This window comes from Nocardioides sp. NPDC092400 (assembly GCF_040684155.1).
Lineage (GTDB): Bacteria > Actinomycetota > Actinomycetes > Propionibacteriales > Nocardioidaceae > Nocardioides.
The window spans coordinates 123,974-139,742 of record NZ_JBFBFJ010000005.1 but is presented as its reverse complement, the minus strand read 5'-3'; the positions used below and the strand labels follow the sequence as shown (position 1 = coordinate 139,742).

Sequence of the window (15,769 nt, the reverse complement as noted above, 5' to 3'; positions counted from 1 at the left end):
CCCGGTCAGAACAGCCGGTGGCTGGGGTCGTCGAGCCCGCGGAGGGCGTCGTAGTCGACGACGGCGCAGGCGATGCCGCGGTCGGTGGCCAGGACCCGGGCCTGCGGCTTGATCTCCTGGGCCGCGAAGATCCCGCGCACGGGGGAGAGCAGCGGGTCGCGGTTGAGCAGCTCGAGGTAGCGGGTCAGCTGCTCGACGCCGTCGATGTCGCCGCGCCGCTTGATCTCGACCGCGACGCTCGCGCCGTCCGCGTCGCGGCACATCAGGTCGACCGGTCCGATGGCGGTGGGGTACTCCCGCCGCACCAGCGTCAGCCCGGGCAGGAGGCTGGCGGGGTGGTCGGCGAGGAGCTCCTGCAGGTGCTTCTCGACGCCGTCCTTCTGCAGCCCCGGGTCGATGCCGAGGTCGTGCACCGACTCGTGCTGGACCTCCTCGATCAGGATCCGCAGGGTGTCGTCGGACTTCGGGCTCGTGACGGTCCACTCGACCTGGCCCTCCTCGGTCGTGCCCTCGCGGAAGGTGCACGGTGGCGACATCCAGTTCAGGGGCTTGTAGGAGCCGCCGTCGGAGTGCACCAGGACCGAGCCGTCGGCCTTGATCATCAGCACCCGGGTCGCCATCGGGAGGTGGGCGGTGAGCCGTCCGGCGTAGTCGACCTGGCAGCGCGCAACGACGAGTCTCACGGGCGGCGAATCTACCGGTCCTCGCCGTCGGCGCCGCGTCGAGGAGTGTGACGAGCGCCTCGTCCGGTGGGCGTTCGAGGGGTTACCAGTCGGTAGGACACCTGTCATAGTCCCGGCATGACGACGAACGAGCAGATCGCCCGGACGCTGGTCCTCCCGTACCTCAACCACGCGGTCCGGATGTTCGAGTCCGGGTACGCCTCGGCCGCCGACATCGACGCCGGCATGCGCTTCGGCTGCGGCTACCCGCAGGGCCCGCTGGCGACGGTCGACGAGATGGGAGCCGCGACGGTCCGCGACGGGCTCGCCGAGCGGTACGCCGAGACCGGCGACCCGCTGCACCGGCCGGCCGACCTGCTGGAGAAGCTGGCCGCCGAGGGCTCGACCCTCGCCGAGGCCGCCGCCGGGGGCGAGCAGGCGCAGCCGCAGCTGCGCCACGAGATCTCCACCGTCGGTGTCGTCGGCACCGGCACGATGGCTTCCGGCATCGCCCAGGTCTTCGCCGCCAAGGGGTACGACGTCGTCTACGTCGGCCGCTCGGAGGAGAAGGTCGCCAGCGTCCAGGCCGCGATCGCGAAGTCCCTGGACCGCCTCGTCTCCAAGGGCAAGCTGGAGGAGTCCGAGAAGGAGACCGTGCTCGCCCGCCTGACCGGCGCCACCTCCCGCGAGGCGCTCGCCACCGCCGACATCGTCGTCGAGGCGATCGCCGAGGAGCTGTCGGTCAAGAAGGAGCTCTTCGGCGACCTCGACCGGATCTGCAAGCCGGGCGCGATCCTGGCGACGACCACCTCGAGCCTCCCGATCGCCGAGTGCGCGTCGGCCACGTCGCGCCCCGAGGCGGTCATCGGCATGCACTTCTTCAACCCCGCCCCGGTCATGAAGCTGGTCGAGGTGGTCACCACCGAGCAGACCGGTGCCGACGTCGACGAGACCGTGCGGGCGCTGTGCGCGAAGGTCGGCAAGGTCGCGGTCTCGTGCGGGGACCGGGCCGGGTTCATCGTCAACTGCCTGCTCTTCCCCTACCTCAACGACGCGGTCAAGCTGCACGAGTCGGGCGCGGCCTCCCTCGAGGAGATCGACGCCGCGATCAAGGAGCAGGTCGGCTTCCCGATGGGTCCCTTCGAGCTGCTGGACGTGGTCGGCAACGACGTGTCGCTGGCGATCGAGCAGGAGCTGCACGCGGAGTTCGGCCACGACGGGTTCGCCCCCGCCCCGACGCTGGAGAAGCTCGTCGCCGACGGCCACCTGGGCCGCAAGACCGGCAGGGGCTTCCACGACTACGCCCGCTGAGGCGGCACCCCGCTGACCTCCAGGCGCAGCAGCAGCGAGGGCACGTCGGCGTCGTCGGCGTCGACGGTGGCCACGAGCCGCCCGCCCGCGCCGCTGCTCGCCCAGGACTCCAGCGCCACGCCCTCGACCTTGACCACGGCGCCCTCGACGGGCGGCAGCGGCGCCAGTGCGCGTACGTCGGTCCCGTCCAGGACCGCGAGGGCCGCGGAGCCCACCGGCCCGTCGGCGTAGGTGTCAGCACTGTCCTCGGTCGCGGCGCTGACCAGCACCCCGCCGTCGGGGAGCACGACCGCGTCGGTGACCGCGAGGTCGGCGCCCAGGTCGAGCACCCCGGTCCCGAGCAGGCCGACGGGCACCGCGCCGCCGCCGAGCACGGCGGCGACCAGCGCGTCGAGGTCCAGGTCGACCCAGGCCGCGGGGACACCGGCGGCCGGCAGCCCCCGCTGGAACCACCGCAGCCGGCCGTCGACGACGCACGCGCCCTCGAGGTTCAGCTCGCCGGGAGCCAGGCCCAGCTCGGCGCGGACCGCGGCGTGCACGGGCGCGAGGTCGGCCACGTGCACGGCCCCGGCCGGCTCGACCAGGACCGCCCGCGTCCGGGCCGGCGTGGAGCCGGAGCCGAGGAGCAGGGCCCCGGCCGCGGTGCGGCAGGCCGCCTCGAGGTCGGGCTTGAGGTGCTTGGTGCCCTCGGCCTCGGAGAACCGGTCGTGGCCCTCGACCGGGGGCAGCAGCCGCACCGGCCGGACCTCCCCGTCGCGGACGAGGGCGCCGTGGGTGGCGTCGTCCTGCGCGACCAGCCAGCCGCCGTCGTGCTCGACGAGGGCCGAGGCCGCCCGCACGGGAGTGCCGTCGTCGAAGACCAGACGCTCGACCGAGAGGACCTCGACGCGCACGTCAGCCCCTCGGGTAGCCGCGGCGGACGGTGCGGTCGAGGATGCCCAGGGTGGCCCGCAGCGCCGCCTCGGAGATGACGGGGAAGATGCCGGCCGCCCGCCAGTCGGGGTGGATGTCGCTCCAGTCGTAGTACGACGTGGCGCGGGTGCCGGCGGTCCCGTCGGGGAGCTCGGCGGGCTCGAGCAGGTAGCCGTAGACGTGCCCGATCTGAGGCCGCACCCGGCCCAGGACCGTCCACGAGACGTGCCGGTCCGGGACCAGGTCGCGGATCGTGACGGTGACGTCGTACCGCCCCATCTCGGGGAGGTCGTCGAGCGCCTCGCGGTCCATGTGCACGACGAACGTGTCACCCGCGGCGCGCACCGGCTCCCCGGTCGCGCCCTGCAGCATGCCCGAGGAGTCGATCGCGACGTGCCCCTGCGGGTCGCACAGGACCGAGAAGACCTCGGGCGGGGTCGCCGCGACCAGCCGGTCCACCTCCAACCTTGTCCTGCCGGCGGGAACTCCTGGCTCCGTGAGGTCGTTCATGCAGCGATCGTGCCATGGGTACATGCGGCGGCATGGCAGTCGAAACCGGTCGGATCACCACCGACATCCCCGCGCGTCTCGACCGGCTCCCGTGGGCCCGGTGGCACTGGATGGTCGTCATCGGCCTGGGCACCGTGTGGATCCTCGACGGGCTCGAGGTCACGATCGTCGGGTCGATGTCCGACGCCCTCAAGGACGGTGACACCGGCCTGGGACTCAGCAACTTCGACGTCGGCCTGGCGGGCGCGGTGTACGTCGCCGGTGCCTGCCTCGGCGCGCTGTTCTTCGGCCAGCTCACCGACCGGCTGGGTCGCAAGAAGCTGTTCCTGCTGACCCTGGCGGTCTACACCGTCGCGACGGTCGCGACGGCGTTCGCGCCGAACCCGCTGTGGTACTTCATCGCCCGGTTCTTCACCGGGACCGGCATCGGCGGGGAGTACGCCGCCATCAACTCCGCCATCGACGAGCTGATCCCGGCGCCGTACCGCGGGCGGGTCGACGTCGCCATCAACGGCTCCTTCTGGATCGGCGCGGCCGGCGGGTCGCTGCTCACCATCCCGCTGCTCGACCCCAACGTGATCGACGCCCAGTGGGGCTGGCGGCTGGCCTTCGGGCTCGGCGGCATCCTGGCCATCGGCATCCTCGTCGTCCGGCGGCACGTGCCCGAGAGCCCGCGCTGGCTGTTCATCCACGGACGCGAGGACGAGGCCGAGGACATCGTCCGCGGCATCGAGCACACCGTCGAGGAGGAGAGCGGGAAGCGGCTCGACCCGGTCTCGGAGACGATCACCATCCGGCAGCGGAAGTCGATCGGCATGGGCCTGATCGCCCGCACGGTGTTCACGCTCTACCCGAAGCGCACGATCGTCTGCTTCTCGCTCTTCGTGGGCCAGGCGTTCCTCTACAACGCCTTCTTCTTCACCTACGGCGACACCCTGACCACGTTCCTCGACGTCGAGCAGACCGGGTGGTACCTCGCTATCTTCGCGCTCAGCAACTTCGTCGGCGCACTGGCGCTCAGCCCGCTGTTCGACTCGATCGGCCGGGTCCAGATGATCACGTTCACCTACGTGCTCTCGGGCGTGCTGCTGGGCGTGACCGGCTTCTTCCTCGACGGGTTCACCGCCACCACGCTGACGCTGATGGGCGCGATCATCTTCTTCTTCGCCTCCGCCGGGGCCAGCGCGGCGTACCTCACGGCCAGCGAGGTGTTCCCGATGGAGACGCGCGCGCTGTGCATCGCGTTCTTCTACGCCATCGGCACCGCCGCCGGCGGCATCTCCGGCCCGCTGCTCTTCGGCTGGCTGATCGAGCGCGCCTCCGACAGCGGCGACATCACCAAGATCGCCATCGGCTACTTCATCGGTGCGGCGCTGATGATCGCCGGCGGCATCGTCGAGGCCTTCCTCGGCGTGCGCGCCGAGGGCAAGTCCCTGGAGAGCATCGCCCAGCCGCTCACGGCCGACGACGACGAGCCGCAGCCCGGTGGGACGGAGGAGGACCGCGCCGCCCCGGCGCCGGCCTGAGCCGCGACCGCGGAGTACGTAGGCTGGGGTCATGGCAGAGCTGCTGGTCGTCCTCGTCCTGCTCGCGGTGGTGCTCGTCGCCGTGGGCGTCTCGAGCCGGCGCAAGCAGGCCCGCGAGCTCGAGCGGCAGCAGGCCGAGCTCGAGCCGGTCCGGAAGCTGGCCTCCGAGGACATCACCGCGCTCGGCGTGGAGCTGCAGGAGCTCGACGCCGACCTGGCCGGGCAGCCGCTCGACGCGGGTGCCCGTTCGGACTACCAGCGTGCGCTGGACTCCTACGAGGCCGCCAAGACCGCGGCCGACCGGCTGACCCGGCCCGAGGACATCAAGCACGTGACCGAGATCCTCGAGGACGGCAAGTACGCCATGGCGTGCGTCCGCGCGCGGGTGGCCGGTGAGCCGCTCCCGGCGCGGCGGCCGCCGTGCTTCTTCGACCCCCGCCACGGGCTGTCGGTCGAGGACGTGCCGTGGACCCCTCCCGGCGGCGCCCGGCGCGACGTGCCGGCCTGCGCGCTCGACGCGGAGCGGGTCAAGGTTGGTGCCGCCCCCGACATCCGGCAGGTCATGGTCGGCTCCCAGCGCGTGCCGTACTGGCAGGGCGGGCGGGCCTACCAGCCCTACGCCGCCGGCTACTTCGGCAGCTTCGCCGCGATGGACTTCATGTTCATGGGCCTGATGTTCGGCGCGTTCGGCGGCTTCGACGCGCTGGGCGAGATCGGGGAGGGGCTCGGCGAGGGCCTCGGCTCGATCGGCGACGGCATCGGCGACATGTTCGACGGCTTCGACTTCTGATGGCCGTGACGATCCTCCTGCGGCTGCTCGCCCTCGCGCTCGGGCTCGCCCTCCTGACCGGCCCGGCCGCGGCGGCTCCCGACCCGGCTCCCGCCCCGTCCCCGGAGGCGGCTCCGGACATCGCCCCGCTCCCGGTCGGCACGGACGCCGACTACCAGCTCGGCGGGGCACGACCGGTCCCCGCGCGCGTGGGGATCGTGGTGCGCGACCGCCGTGCCGAGCCCGCCGGGCGCTACGACGTCTGCTACGTCAACGCCTTCCAGACTCAGCCCGACGAGCACCGGTCGTGGAAGAAGCGGATGCACCTCGTGCTCCGCTCGAAGGGCGAGCCGGTCGTCGACGAGGCCTGGGGCGAGTGGCTGCTGGACCTGCGGACCGGGGCCAAGCGCGCGGCGCTCGCGCGGATCGTCGGCCGCTGGGTGGACCGGTGCGCTGCGGACGGCTACGAGGCGGTCGAGTACGACAACCTCGACTCCTTCACCCGCAGCGGCGGCCTGCTGAGCCGGCGGCAGGCGCTCGCCTACGCGCGCCTGGTGGTCGCCGAGGCGCACGAGGCCGGCCTCGCGGTCGGGCAGAAGAACCTGGCCGGCCTCGACGGGAGCCGGATCGGCTTCGACTTCGCCGTGGCGGAGGAGTGCTCGCGCTACCGCGAGTGCGGCGCGTACGTCGCGGCGTACGGCCGGCGGGTCGTGGCGGTCGAGTACCGCCGCCAGGACTTCCGCCGCGGCTGCCGCCAGTGGGGCGACCGGCTCCCGATGGTGCTCCGCGACCTCAACGTGAGCCCGAAGGGCGTCCGGCGCTTCTGCTGACCCCGGCCGTCGTCGCCGGGTCCCGCGGTCAGCCGTCGGCGGCCTGGCGGGCGCGGTAGGCCGCCACGGCGTTGCGGTTGCCGCACGCGGTCGAGCAGAAGCGGCGCGAGCGGTTGCGCGAGAGGTCCAGCACGAGCCCGCCGCACCCGTCGTCGGCGCAGACGCCGAGCCGGCCCAGGTCGTCGGCGCGGATGACGTCGACCATCGCCATCGCGGTCTCGACGGTGATCCGGGCGACCAGTGGTGCGTCCGAGGTGATCGCGTGCAGGTGCCAGTCGAACCGGTCGTGGCGCACGAGCCGGGGGAGGGCACGCGCGTCGGCCAGCATCGAGTTGACCAGGTCGGCGGCGGTGTCCCGGTCGGCGGTGAGCAGCTCGCGCAGCGTCGGCCGCAGGGCCCGGACCTGTTCCAGCTCGGCACGGGTGCGCTCGTGCCGACCGGTGTACTCGAACCGCTCGTAGAACGCGTCGAGCTCGGCCACGGTCTCCAGCGTGTCCGGCGGCTCGGCGGTGTTGACGAGGGTGACCGCCGCGATCAGCGAGGTCTCGGTGTCATGAGCGAAAACCACGTTGACAGATTACCAGCGGCGCACGTAGCGTCATGGGTCATGAGCGCTTTGACCAATGACACGCCCCTCGTCGCGAGCGGCACCCGGCTGGCCGGCGGCCTGTCGTTCGCGGTGGTCTCGGCGCTGAGCTTCGGACTCTCTGGCGCGCTGGCGAGCGGGCTGCTCGACGCCGGCTGGTCCGCGGGGGCCACGGTCCTGGTCCGCGTGGGCGTGGCCGCGCTCGTCGTCCTCCCGCTGGGGCTGTGGGCGCTCGAGGGGCGCTGGGAGGTGCTGCGCCGCAACGCCGCCACGATCGTGCTGTACGGCGCGCTGGCCGTCGCGGGGGCGCAGTTCTGCTACTTCTCGGCCGTCCAGCACATGCAGGTCGGGCCGGCCCTGCTGATCGAGTACACCGCGCCCGCCGCGGTGGTCGTGTGGCTCTGGTTGCGGCATGGGCAGCGGCCCGGTCCGCTCACGCTGGCCGGCGCGGGCGTCGCCGCCCTCGGGCTGGTGCTCGTCCTGGACCTGCTCTCGGGCGCCGACCTCAGCCCGGTCGGCGTGGCGTGGTCACTGGCGGCGATGGTCGGCGCGGCGTCGTACTTCCTCATCTCCGCGGACGCCTCGACCGGCCTGCCGCCGCTGGCGCTCGCGGCCGGCGGCCTCGTCGTCGGCACCCTCGTGCTCGGCGTCCTGGGGCTCGTCGGCGTGCTGCCCATGCGGGCCAGCACCGACGTGGTCACCTACGCCGACAGCGAGGTGGCCTGGTGGGCGCCGCTGCTGCTGCTGGGCGTCGTCACCGCGGCGGTGGCCTACTGCACCGGCATCGCCGCGGGCCGGCGCCTCGGCTCGCGGCTGGCGTCGTTCGTGGCGCTGCTCGAGGTGGTCGCGGGCGTGCTCTTCGCCTGGCTGCTGCTCGACCAGCTCCCGCGTCCCGTGCAGCTCGTCGGCGGACTGCTCGTCCTCGCCGGCGTCGTGGGGGTCAAGCTGGGGGAGCGGCAGACCGTCCGCGCCGAGCCCACCCCCGCGTGACCGGGGGACCGGCCTAGCGGGCGTCCTGCCGCCGGACGACGACCTCGCGGGTCAGCATCAGGATGGCGGCGGCGGTCGGGATCGCGAGCAGGGCGCCCACGACGCCGAGGAGCGCGGCCCCCACCAGCGCCGCGATCACGGTGACCGCACCGGGGACGTCGACCGCCCGCGACATCACGCGCGGGTAGATCAGGTAGTTCTCGGCCTGCTGGTAGATGAGGTAGAAGATCGCGCAGGCGATGCCGATCTTGGGCTCGGTGGCGAAGCCGATGGCGGTCACGAGCACCGCGCCGATGGTCGCGCCGATCATCGGGATGACGTCGAGCAGGGCCACGACGAAGGCCAGCGCCACGGCGTACTCGCCCAGCCCGACGACGAACAGGAAGACCAGCGAGGACAGGCCGGCGCAGAGGGCGACGATGAAGGCACCGGAGACGTAGCCGCCGACGCCCTCGATGACACGGTCGCCGAGCCGCGTGACCCGCTCGCGGCGCGAGGCGGGGGCCAGGCGGTAGAGAGCGCCCTTCGTGGTCTTGAGCGAGGAGAGGAAGTAGAGCGTCAGGACCGTGACGATGAAGGTGTTGGCGAGCGCGGAGAGCACCGCCAGGCCGACGCCGAGGACGCCGCCGAAGATGCCGCTGGCGTAGTCGCCGGCGGCGACGTACTCGCGGACCTTGTCGATCACGCCGTACTTCTCGTCGAGCTCCTGGACCCGCCTGTTCTCCTGCAGGCTGTCGAGCCAGTCGGGGGCGTTCCTGCTCAGGGAGGCGACCTGGTCGCTGATCACCGGCACGATCGCGACGACGAAGAGCGACAGTGCGGCGATGACGCCGATGATCACCACGAGCACGGCCCAGGAGCGGCGCAGGCCGGCGCGGCTCTCGAAGAACCGCACCGCCGGGTCCAGGCCGGCCGCGAGGAACATCGAGACGACGACGAGGATCAGCGTCGGTCCGATGGAGACGACGAGGTCGCCGAGCCACCAGGCGATGAAGACGCCGAGCCCGCCGAAGAAGCCGACGACGAACGGGGAGCGGCGCAGCGGCGCGCCGAGCTCGCCGAGGTAGGCCTCGTCCTGGTCAGCCGCGTGGCCAGCGGGCGCCGCGGGCGGCGGCCCCTCCGGCTCGTCGACCCGCAGCGCGGCCCGCTCGTCATCCTCCTCGGTGACCCCCTGGGGGCCTGGGGTCACGACTGGTCCTCGCCGAACCCGGCGACGACGTCCCGCAGGGAGGCCAGCTGGGCGACGATCGCGTCCCGGCGCTTGGTCAGGCGGTCGAGCTCGGCGCGCACGGCAGCGGCCTCGCGCTCGGCCTCGGCGTGCCCGGTCGAGGTGATCGACTCGGCCTGGGTGCGGGCCGAGGCGACGATCTGCTCGGCCTCGCGGCGGACCCGGGCGAGCAGGGCCTCGGACTCCGACTGGGCGGTCGCCCGGTGCTCGGAGGCCTGCTGCGTCGCCTGGCGGGCCCGCTCCTCGGCGGCCGCGGCGCGGGCCTCGGCCTCCTCGACGAGTCGTCGGGTCTCCGCGGTCGCGTTGTTGTGGTGGTCGGTGGCCTCGCGGGCGAGGCGCTCCTTCTCCACCGCGAGGGCGCGGCGGGCCTCCTGGACCTCCCGGTCGGCGGCGGCGCGGGCCTGCTCGACCTCGCGCTGGGCCGAGGTGCGCATCTCGGTGGTCTCCTGGGTGGCCGCCAGGCGCAGCTGGTCGGCCTCCCGGCGGGCGGACGCGAGCAGGTCCTCGGCCTCGCCGCGCGCGAGCGCGCGCTCCTGCTCGGCGTCGGCGATCGAGCGGCTGCGCATCTCGTCGAGCTCCTTGAGCTGGACCATGCGCATGTCCTCGGCCTCGCGGGAGGCGTCGGCGCGGATCGCCTTGGCGTCGCGGTTGGCCTGCTCGAGGATGTCGGTGGCGTCGCGGCTCGCGACCGCGCGGATCTCGTCGGCCTCCTCCTCGGCGAGCCGGAGCATCGCGGAGGCGCGGCCGCCCAGGCCGGCGTACGACGGCTGCTCGTACTCGCGCAGCTCCTCGCGGGCCGCGACGAGCTGGGCCTCGAGGTCGGTGGCGCGGCGCTCGGTCTCAGCGATCCGGGAGGTCAGCTCGGCCTGGTCGGCGAGCAGGCCGCGGAAGCGCTGGTCGACGGCGTCGCGGTCGTAGCCGCCGCGCCGCACGACCGGGAAGTCGGCGGCGACGGGGGCGGGCGGCGGCGTCGCCGGGCGGCCCGCCGGGGCCCGCGTCACGGCGGGGCGCTGCTGGGTCCGCTGGCCGGCCGGCTGGCCGGGCTGGGGAGCCTGGGCCGCCTGGGGTGCCGGCGGCGTGGGCCGCGAGGCGGCCGCGTCGTCCGCCGGGACCACCGGCATCACCTGGGTGGTCTCGTCCGTCGTTTCCACGTCGGCGGGCTTGCGCTCCGGGTCGTTGTTGAAGATGGACAGACCCTGGTCGCTCATCAGCTTCATCCTCTGGTCGATCGCGGTGGTGACGGCCGAGCCCCCATCTTCCACGATCCACCTGAGACGCCGCACCCCGGCACCGGACGCGCCGGTGCCGGGGTGAACGGCTTCAGGAAGGGGGCTCCGGAGGGGGTCTCAGACCCCTCGGAACCGGTTGATCTCGGTCTCGTGCTTCGCGCGCATCTCGGTGTCGCGGACGCCGAGACCCTCCTCCGGTGCGAGGCAGAGCACGCCGACCTTGCCCTGGTGGGTGTTGTGGTGGACGTCGAGCGCGGCCTGGCCGACGTCCTCGAGGTTGTAGGTCTTCGACAGGGTGGGGTGGATCTTGCCCTGGGCGATGAGGCGGTTGGCCTCGTACGCCTCGCGGTAGTTGGCGAAGTGGCTGGAGACGATCCGCTTGAGGTTCATCCACAGGTAGCGGTTGTCGTACTCGTGCATGAAGCCCGTGGTCGAGGCGCAGGTGGTGATGGTGCCGCCCTTGCGGGTGACGTAGACGGATGCGCCGAAGGTCTCGCGGCCCGGGTGCTCGAAGACGATGTCGATGTCCTCGCCGCCGGTGAGCTCACGGATCCGCTTGCCGAGGCGCTGCCACTCCTTGGGGTTCTGCCGGGTGTTGTCCTCGTTCCAGAACTGCCAGTTCTCCTCGGAGCGGTTGATGACCATCTCCGCGCCCATCGAGCGGACGATCTTGGCCTTCTCCTCGTTCGAGACCACGCAGATCGGGTTGGCGCCGCCGTTGAGGGCGTACTGCGTCGCGAAGCCACCGAGACCGCCGGAGGCGCCCCAGATGAGGACGTTGTCGCCCTGCTTCATCTGCCCGGCGTTCTTCGAGACCAGCTGCCGGTACGCCGTGGCGTTGACGAGACCGGGCGAGGCGGCCTCCTCCCACGTCAGGTGGGCGGGCTTGGCGAGCAGCTGGTTGGACTTGACCAGGGCGATGTGCGCCAGGCCGCCGAAGTTCGTCTCGAAGCCCCAGATCCGCTGCTGCGGGTCCATCATCGAGTCGTCGTGGCCGGCCGGGTCCTCCAGCTCGACCGACAGGCAGTGCGCGACGACCTCGGCGCCGGGCTTCCACGCGGTGACGCCGGGGCCGGTCTTGAGCACGACGCCGGCCAGGTCGGAGCCGACCACGTGGTAGGGCAGGTCGTGGCGCTTGGTCAGCTCCGAGACCCGCCCGTAGCGCTCGAGGAACCCGAAGGTGGAGACCGGCTCGAAGATCGAGGTCCACACGGTGTTGTAGTTGATCGCCGAGGCCATCACGGCCACCAGGGCCTCGCCGGGGCCGAGCTCGGGGAGGGCGACCTCCTCGACGTGCAGGGACTTGCGGGGGTCCTTGTCGCGGGACGCGAGACCCTCGAACATGTCGACCTCGTCCTTGTGCACCGTCGCGGCGCGGTAGGACTCGGGCAGCTGCAGGTTCGCGAAGTCCTCGCTGGTGGCGTCACCGGTCTGGCCGGCACTGATGGCGTCCAGGATGTTCTGCACGGGTGCGGTCTCCTCAGGGGAAGGGCGGGGCTGCGGACGGGTGCGGCGAAGATACCGATCGGTAACCTTCGCGCCTAGGGGTTGGTGAGGGACGTCTCAACCACAGTGCTGCGAGCTCGCTCAGTGGGCCGCGCCGGCGGCCGGCTCCACGAGCTCGACGAGCACGCCGCCGGCGTCCTTGGGGTGGATGAAGTTGATCCGGGAGTCCGAGGTGCCGCGGCGCGGTGCGTCGTACAGCAGGCGGACGCCGCGCTCGCGCAGGATGGCGCTTACGGCGTCGACGTCGGTGACGCGGTAGGCCATCTGCTGCACGCCCGGGCCGGAGCGCTCGAGGAACTTCGCGATCGTCGAGCTCTCGTCCAGCGGCGCGAGGAGCTGGATGTGGGAGCCCGAGTCGCCGACGGCGATCATCGCCTCGCGCACGCCCTGCTCCTCGTTGGTCTCCTGGTGGGCCAGGCGCATCCCGAAGGTGCGCTCGTAGAACGCGATCGCCTCGTCGAGGTCACGGACGGCGATGCCGACGTGGTCGATGGCGGTGAACAGGTGCTCGGGGATCTCGAGCGGGGTGCTGGAGTCGGTCATGCCGTCATGCTCGCGGAGCCCACCAGGGGCCGCGACCCCTTGTGACGAGTGCCTCACGCGGCCCCGTCCGAGACGGTCTTCCGGCGGTTCCTACGCGTGGGTAGTGTCCGCCGGAACGGGCGTCGCCGAGCGCGGCGCCGCCGTCCCCATGCTGGAGGAGCACCATGTCCGGAACCGTCATCGTCGCCGGAGCGCGCACCCCGATCGGCCGCCTGTCCGGCGGCCTCAAGAGCCTCTCGGCCCCGGACCTCGGCGGCCACGCGATCAAGGGCGCGCTGGAGAAGGCCGGGGTCTCCGGCGAGCAGGTCGAGTACGTGATCATGGGCCAGGTCATCCAGGCCGGCGCCGGCCAGAACCCCGCCCGCATGGCGGCGGTCAACGGCGGCATCCCGATGCGCGTCCCGTCGATCACCATCAACAAGGTGTGCCTCTCGGGCCTCAACGCCATCGCGATGGCTGACCAGCTGATCCGTGCCGGCGAGGCCGAGATCATCGTGGCCGGCGGCATGGAGTCGATGACCAACGCCCCGCACTTCCTGCCCAAGTCCCGCGAGGGCATCAAGTTCGGCGACGTCAAGCTGGTCGACTCGATGGCCTACGACGCGCTGTTCGACCAGTTCACCTCCCAGGCCATGGGCCTGCTGACCGAGGAGTGCAACGCCGCGAGCGCCAACCTGACGCGGGCCGAGCAGGACGAGTTCGCGGCGCAGTCGCACCAGAAGGCCGCGACCGCCTGGAAGAACGGCGTCTTCGACGCCGAGGTCGTGCCGGTCCCCATCCCGCAGCGCAAGGGCGACCCGGTCGTCGTCAGCACCGACGAGGGCGTCCGCGGAGAGACCACCGCCGAGTCGCTGGGCAAGCTGCGCGCGGCGTTCTCCAAGGAGGGCACCATCACGGCCGGCTCCTCCTCGCAGATCTCCGACGGTGCCGCCGCGGTCGTCGTGATGAGCAAGGCCAAGGCCGAGGAGCTCGGCCTGGAGTGGCTCGCCGAGATCGGTGCCCACGGCCAGGTTGCCGGCCCCGACTCCACCCTGCAGCTGCAGCCGGCGGCCGCGACCGCGAAGGCGTGCGAGAAGGAGGGCATCGACCCCGCCTCCCTCGACCTGGTCGAGTTCAACGAGGCGTTCGCCGCGGTCGGGATCTCCTCGGCCCGCGAGCTCGGCCTCGACGACGCCAAGGTCAACGTCAACGGCGGCGCGATCGCGCTGGGCCACCCGGTCGGCATGTCCGGGACCCGCGTCGTGCTGCACCTGGCCCTGGAGCTCCAGCGTCGCGGCGGCGGCGTCGGCGCGGCCGCCCTCTGTGGTGGCGGTGGCCAGGGCGACGCGCTGATCGTGCGAGTCCCGAGGAAGTAGTGCCACCTCGCACCGAGGCGGACGTCCCGGGCCTCGTCGAGCGCGCACGCGCCGGCGAGGCCCGGGCCGTCGCACGCCTGATCTCCCTCGTCGAGGACGAGTCCCCGCGCCTGCGCGAGGTCACGGCGGCGCTCGCGCCGCACACCGGCCGGGCGCAGGTGCTCGGCCTCACCGGCGCGCCCGGCGTCGGCAAGTCGACGACGACCAACGCCCTCGTGCGCGAGCTGCGCTCGGCGGGCAAGCGGGTCGGGATCCTGGCCGTGGACCCGTCCTCGCCGTTCTCCGGCGGGGCGCTGCTCGGCGATCGGATCCGGATGCAGGACCACGCCGGTGACAAGGACGTCTACATCCGGTCGATGGCCTCGCGCGGCCACCTCGGCGGTCTCGCCTGGTCGACCCCGCAGGCGGTGCGGGTGCTCGACGCCGCCGGCTGCGACGTGGTCGTGGTCGAGACCGTCGGCGTCGGGCAGAGCGAGGTCGAGGTCGCCGGCCTCGCCGACACCACGCTCGTCCTGCTCGCACCGGGGATGGGCGACGGCATCCAGGCCGCCAAGGCCGGGATCCTCGAGGTCGGCGACGTGTACGTCGTGAACAAGGCCGACCGCGACGGGGCCGACCAGGTGCGGCGCGACCTGCGCTCGATGGTCGCCCTCGCGGACCGGCCGGATGACGGGTGGGCGCCGCCGATCGTCAAGACGGTCGCCCAGGCCGGCGAGGGGCTGACCGAGCTCGTCGTGGAGATCGAGCGGCACCACGCCTGGCTGCGGGAGACCGGCGAGCTGCAGCAGCGTCGTACGCGCCGGGCGCGGGCCGAGGTCGAGGCGATCGCCCTGGCCTCGATGCGCCGCACCTGGGCGGGCCTGGGCGGACGGGCCGGCCGCGCCGGGCTCGACGAGCTCGCCGCCGCCGTGGCCGCGGGGGAGACCGACCCGTGGGCGGCCGCCGACCGGCTGCTCCAGCAGGCCGGCGCCTCGCCGCAGCACGCGTGACCCGCGGCTCGTGACCGGCGCGCCTCCTCCGCCGTCGCGCGGGGGTCGGGGAGGATCGCGCCGAGCCATGTCCTGACTCGGTCGTCTTTAGGTGGAACGCAGATGCAGAAGCTGGTGCTGGTCCTGGTCGTCGTCTTCCTGGGCTTCTGGATGTTCACCGACCCCAGCGGCCTCGCCGACGCCGGCGGGTCGCTCGGTGGGCAGCTGGTCGACTGGACCGGGAACCTGTTCGACGCCGTGATCCGCTTCGTCGACGAGCTCTGAGCCGACGGTGCACCAGCCCCGGCCGCTCGGCGGGCCCGACATCGGCCGCCACCTCCTGCGCGAGGAGGGCGAGGTCATCGTCGACGAGGTGCGCCACCACTGGGCCGCCTACACCGTCCCGATGCTCGAGGGGCTGCTCGCGGTCGCCGTGCTCGCCTTCGTGCCGGTCATCCACATCGACCTCGCCGGGTTCGCGCTGCTGCTCGCCCTCGGCCTCTCCCTCCACGCCGGCTGGGGTGCCCTGCGCGAGCACCGCGACCGGTTCGTGATCACCAACATGCGGGTCTTCCGGGTGCACGGGGTGCTCTCGACCAAGCTCGCCACCATGCCGCTGCACCGGATCCTCGACATCACCGTCGTGCGGCCGCTGCACGGGCGGATCCTCGGCTTCGGCCACTTCTGCTTCGAGTCCGCGGCGCAGGACCAGGGCCTGCGCGACATCCGGTACGTCGGGCGGCCGGTGCAGCGCGACCTCGCGATCCAGCGGGTCGTGCAGCGCTCGGGGCTCCGCGGCCCGCGCGTGGGCTGACCCCCGGGGCTCCCGGCCGTCTGCTGGGAT

Annotated in this window: 17 protein-coding genes; 9 read left to right on the top strand and 8 right to left on the bottom strand. The window is 72.8% G+C overall.

Annotation, left to right across the window (positions count from 1 at the left end; all coding sequences use genetic code 11):
* Positions 1-5: 5 nt before the first annotated feature.
* Complete coding sequence (gene nucS, locus AB0N29_RS16160) at positions 6-683, bottom strand: endonuclease NucS (protein ID WP_302267387.1); 678 nt, start codon at positions 681-683, stop codon at positions 6-8.
* A 117-nt stretch (positions 684-800) separates the two neighbouring features.
* Between nucS and AB0N29_RS16155 the strand changes: the two genes are divergently transcribed.
* Positions 801-1,973, top strand: coding sequence for a 3-hydroxyacyl-CoA dehydrogenase NAD-binding domain-containing protein (locus tag AB0N29_RS16155; RefSeq protein ID WP_364868262.1), 1,173 nt, complete (start codon positions 801-803; stop codon positions 1,971-1,973).
* Here AB0N29_RS16155 and AB0N29_RS16150 read toward each other — a convergent pair.
* Positions 1,961-2,866: a hypothetical protein gene (locus tag AB0N29_RS16150; RefSeq protein WP_364868260.1), complete on the bottom strand. Its 906-nt coding sequence runs from the start codon at positions 2,864-2,866 to the stop codon at positions 1,961-1,963. The genes AB0N29_RS16155 and AB0N29_RS16150 overlap by 13 nt on opposite strands.
* Before the next feature lies 1 nt (position 2,867).
* The gene (locus tag AB0N29_RS16145) at positions 2,868-3,395 is read right to left on the bottom strand and encodes a polyketide cyclase (RefSeq protein WP_364868258.1); all 528 of its coding nucleotides are present in this window, start codon (positions 3,393-3,395) and stop codon (positions 2,868-2,870) included.
* 32 nt (positions 3,396-3,427) lie between these two features.
* On the opposite strand from AB0N29_RS16145, the gene AB0N29_RS16140 reads away from it, so the two are divergent.
* The 3 genes from AB0N29_RS16140 to AB0N29_RS16130 are packed head-to-tail and all read left to right on the top strand — an operon-like array spanning position 3,428 to position 6,520.
* Complete coding sequence (locus AB0N29_RS16140) at positions 3,428-4,921, top strand: MFS transporter (RefSeq protein ID WP_364868256.1); 1,494 nt, start codon at positions 3,428-3,430, stop codon at positions 4,919-4,921.
* A gap of 31 nt (positions 4,922-4,952) precedes the next feature.
* On the top strand, positions 4,953-5,711 hold the full coding sequence (locus tag AB0N29_RS16135) for a hypothetical protein (protein WP_364868254.1): 759 nt from the start codon (positions 4,953-4,955) through the stop codon (positions 5,709-5,711).
* A gap of 5 nt (positions 5,712-5,716) precedes the next feature.
* A complete protein-coding gene (locus AB0N29_RS16130) occupies positions 5,717-6,520 on the top strand; it encodes an endo alpha-1,4 polygalactosaminidase (RefSeq protein WP_364868252.1) in 804 nt (267 codons plus the stop codon).
* 28 nt (positions 6,521-6,548) lie between these two features.
* On the opposite strand, the gene AB0N29_RS16125 is transcribed toward AB0N29_RS16130, so the two are convergent.
* Positions 6,549-7,088 carry a CGNR zinc finger domain-containing protein gene (locus tag AB0N29_RS16125; RefSeq protein WP_302267380.1) on the bottom strand — a complete coding sequence of 180 codons (540 nt, stop codon included), beginning with the start codon at positions 7,086-7,088 and terminating at the stop codon, positions 6,549-6,551.
* A 39-nt stretch (positions 7,089-7,127) separates the two neighbouring features.
* Here AB0N29_RS16125 and AB0N29_RS16120 point away from each other — a divergent pair, with 39 nt between their 5' ends.
* Positions 7,128-8,096, top strand: a complete 969-nt coding sequence (locus tag AB0N29_RS16120; protein WP_302267379.1) for an EamA family transporter — start codon at positions 7,128-7,130, stop codon at positions 8,094-8,096.
* 13 nt (positions 8,097-8,109) lie between these two features.
* Here AB0N29_RS16120 and AB0N29_RS16115 read toward each other — a convergent pair whose 3' ends face one another.
* The 4 genes from AB0N29_RS16115 to mce form a co-directional block, all read right to left on the bottom strand.
* On the bottom strand, positions 8,110-9,285 hold the full coding sequence (locus AB0N29_RS16115) for an AI-2E family transporter (RefSeq protein ID WP_364868248.1): 1,176 nt from the start codon (positions 9,283-9,285) through the stop codon (positions 8,110-8,112).
* Complete coding sequence (locus AB0N29_RS16110) at positions 9,282-10,532, bottom strand: hypothetical protein (protein WP_364868246.1); 1,251 nt, start codon at positions 10,530-10,532, stop codon at positions 9,282-9,284. The genes AB0N29_RS16115 and AB0N29_RS16110 overlap by 4 nt, the downstream gene beginning before the upstream one ends.
* 138 nt (positions 10,533-10,670) lie before the next feature.
* Positions 10,671-12,020 (bottom strand): crotonyl-CoA carboxylase/reductase, encoded by a 1,350-nt coding sequence (ccrA, locus tag AB0N29_RS16105; protein WP_364868244.1) that lies wholly within the window; start codon positions 12,018-12,020, stop codon positions 10,671-10,673.
* 120 nt (positions 12,021-12,140) lie between these two features.
* Complete coding sequence (gene mce, locus AB0N29_RS16100) at positions 12,141-12,602, bottom strand: methylmalonyl-CoA epimerase (protein ID WP_302267375.1); 462 nt, start codon at positions 12,600-12,602, stop codon at positions 12,141-12,143.
* A 164-nt stretch (positions 12,603-12,766) separates the two neighbouring features.
* Between mce and AB0N29_RS16095 the strand changes: the two genes are divergently transcribed.
* From AB0N29_RS16095 to AB0N29_RS16080, 4 genes are all read left to right on the top strand, one after another.
* Positions 12,767-13,957, top strand: coding sequence for an acetyl-CoA C-acetyltransferase (locus AB0N29_RS16095; RefSeq protein WP_364868241.1), 1,191 nt, complete (start codon positions 12,767-12,769; stop codon positions 13,955-13,957).
* Positions 13,957-14,946, top strand: coding sequence for a methylmalonyl Co-A mutase-associated GTPase MeaB (gene meaB / locus AB0N29_RS16090; protein WP_364868239.1), 990 nt, complete (start codon positions 13,957-13,959; stop codon positions 14,944-14,946). The genes AB0N29_RS16095 and meaB overlap by 1 nt, the downstream gene beginning before the upstream one ends.
* Before the next feature lie 102 nt (positions 14,947-15,048).
* On the top strand, positions 15,049-15,210 hold the full coding sequence (locus tag AB0N29_RS16085) for a hypothetical protein (protein WP_302267372.1): 162 nt from the start codon (positions 15,049-15,051) through the stop codon (positions 15,208-15,210).
* A 7-nt stretch (positions 15,211-15,217) separates the two neighbouring features.
* Positions 15,218-15,739: a PH domain-containing protein gene (locus tag AB0N29_RS16080; RefSeq protein WP_302267371.1), complete on the top strand. Its 522-nt coding sequence runs from the start codon at positions 15,218-15,220 to the stop codon at positions 15,737-15,739.
* Positions 15,740-15,769 lie beyond the last annotated feature (30 nt).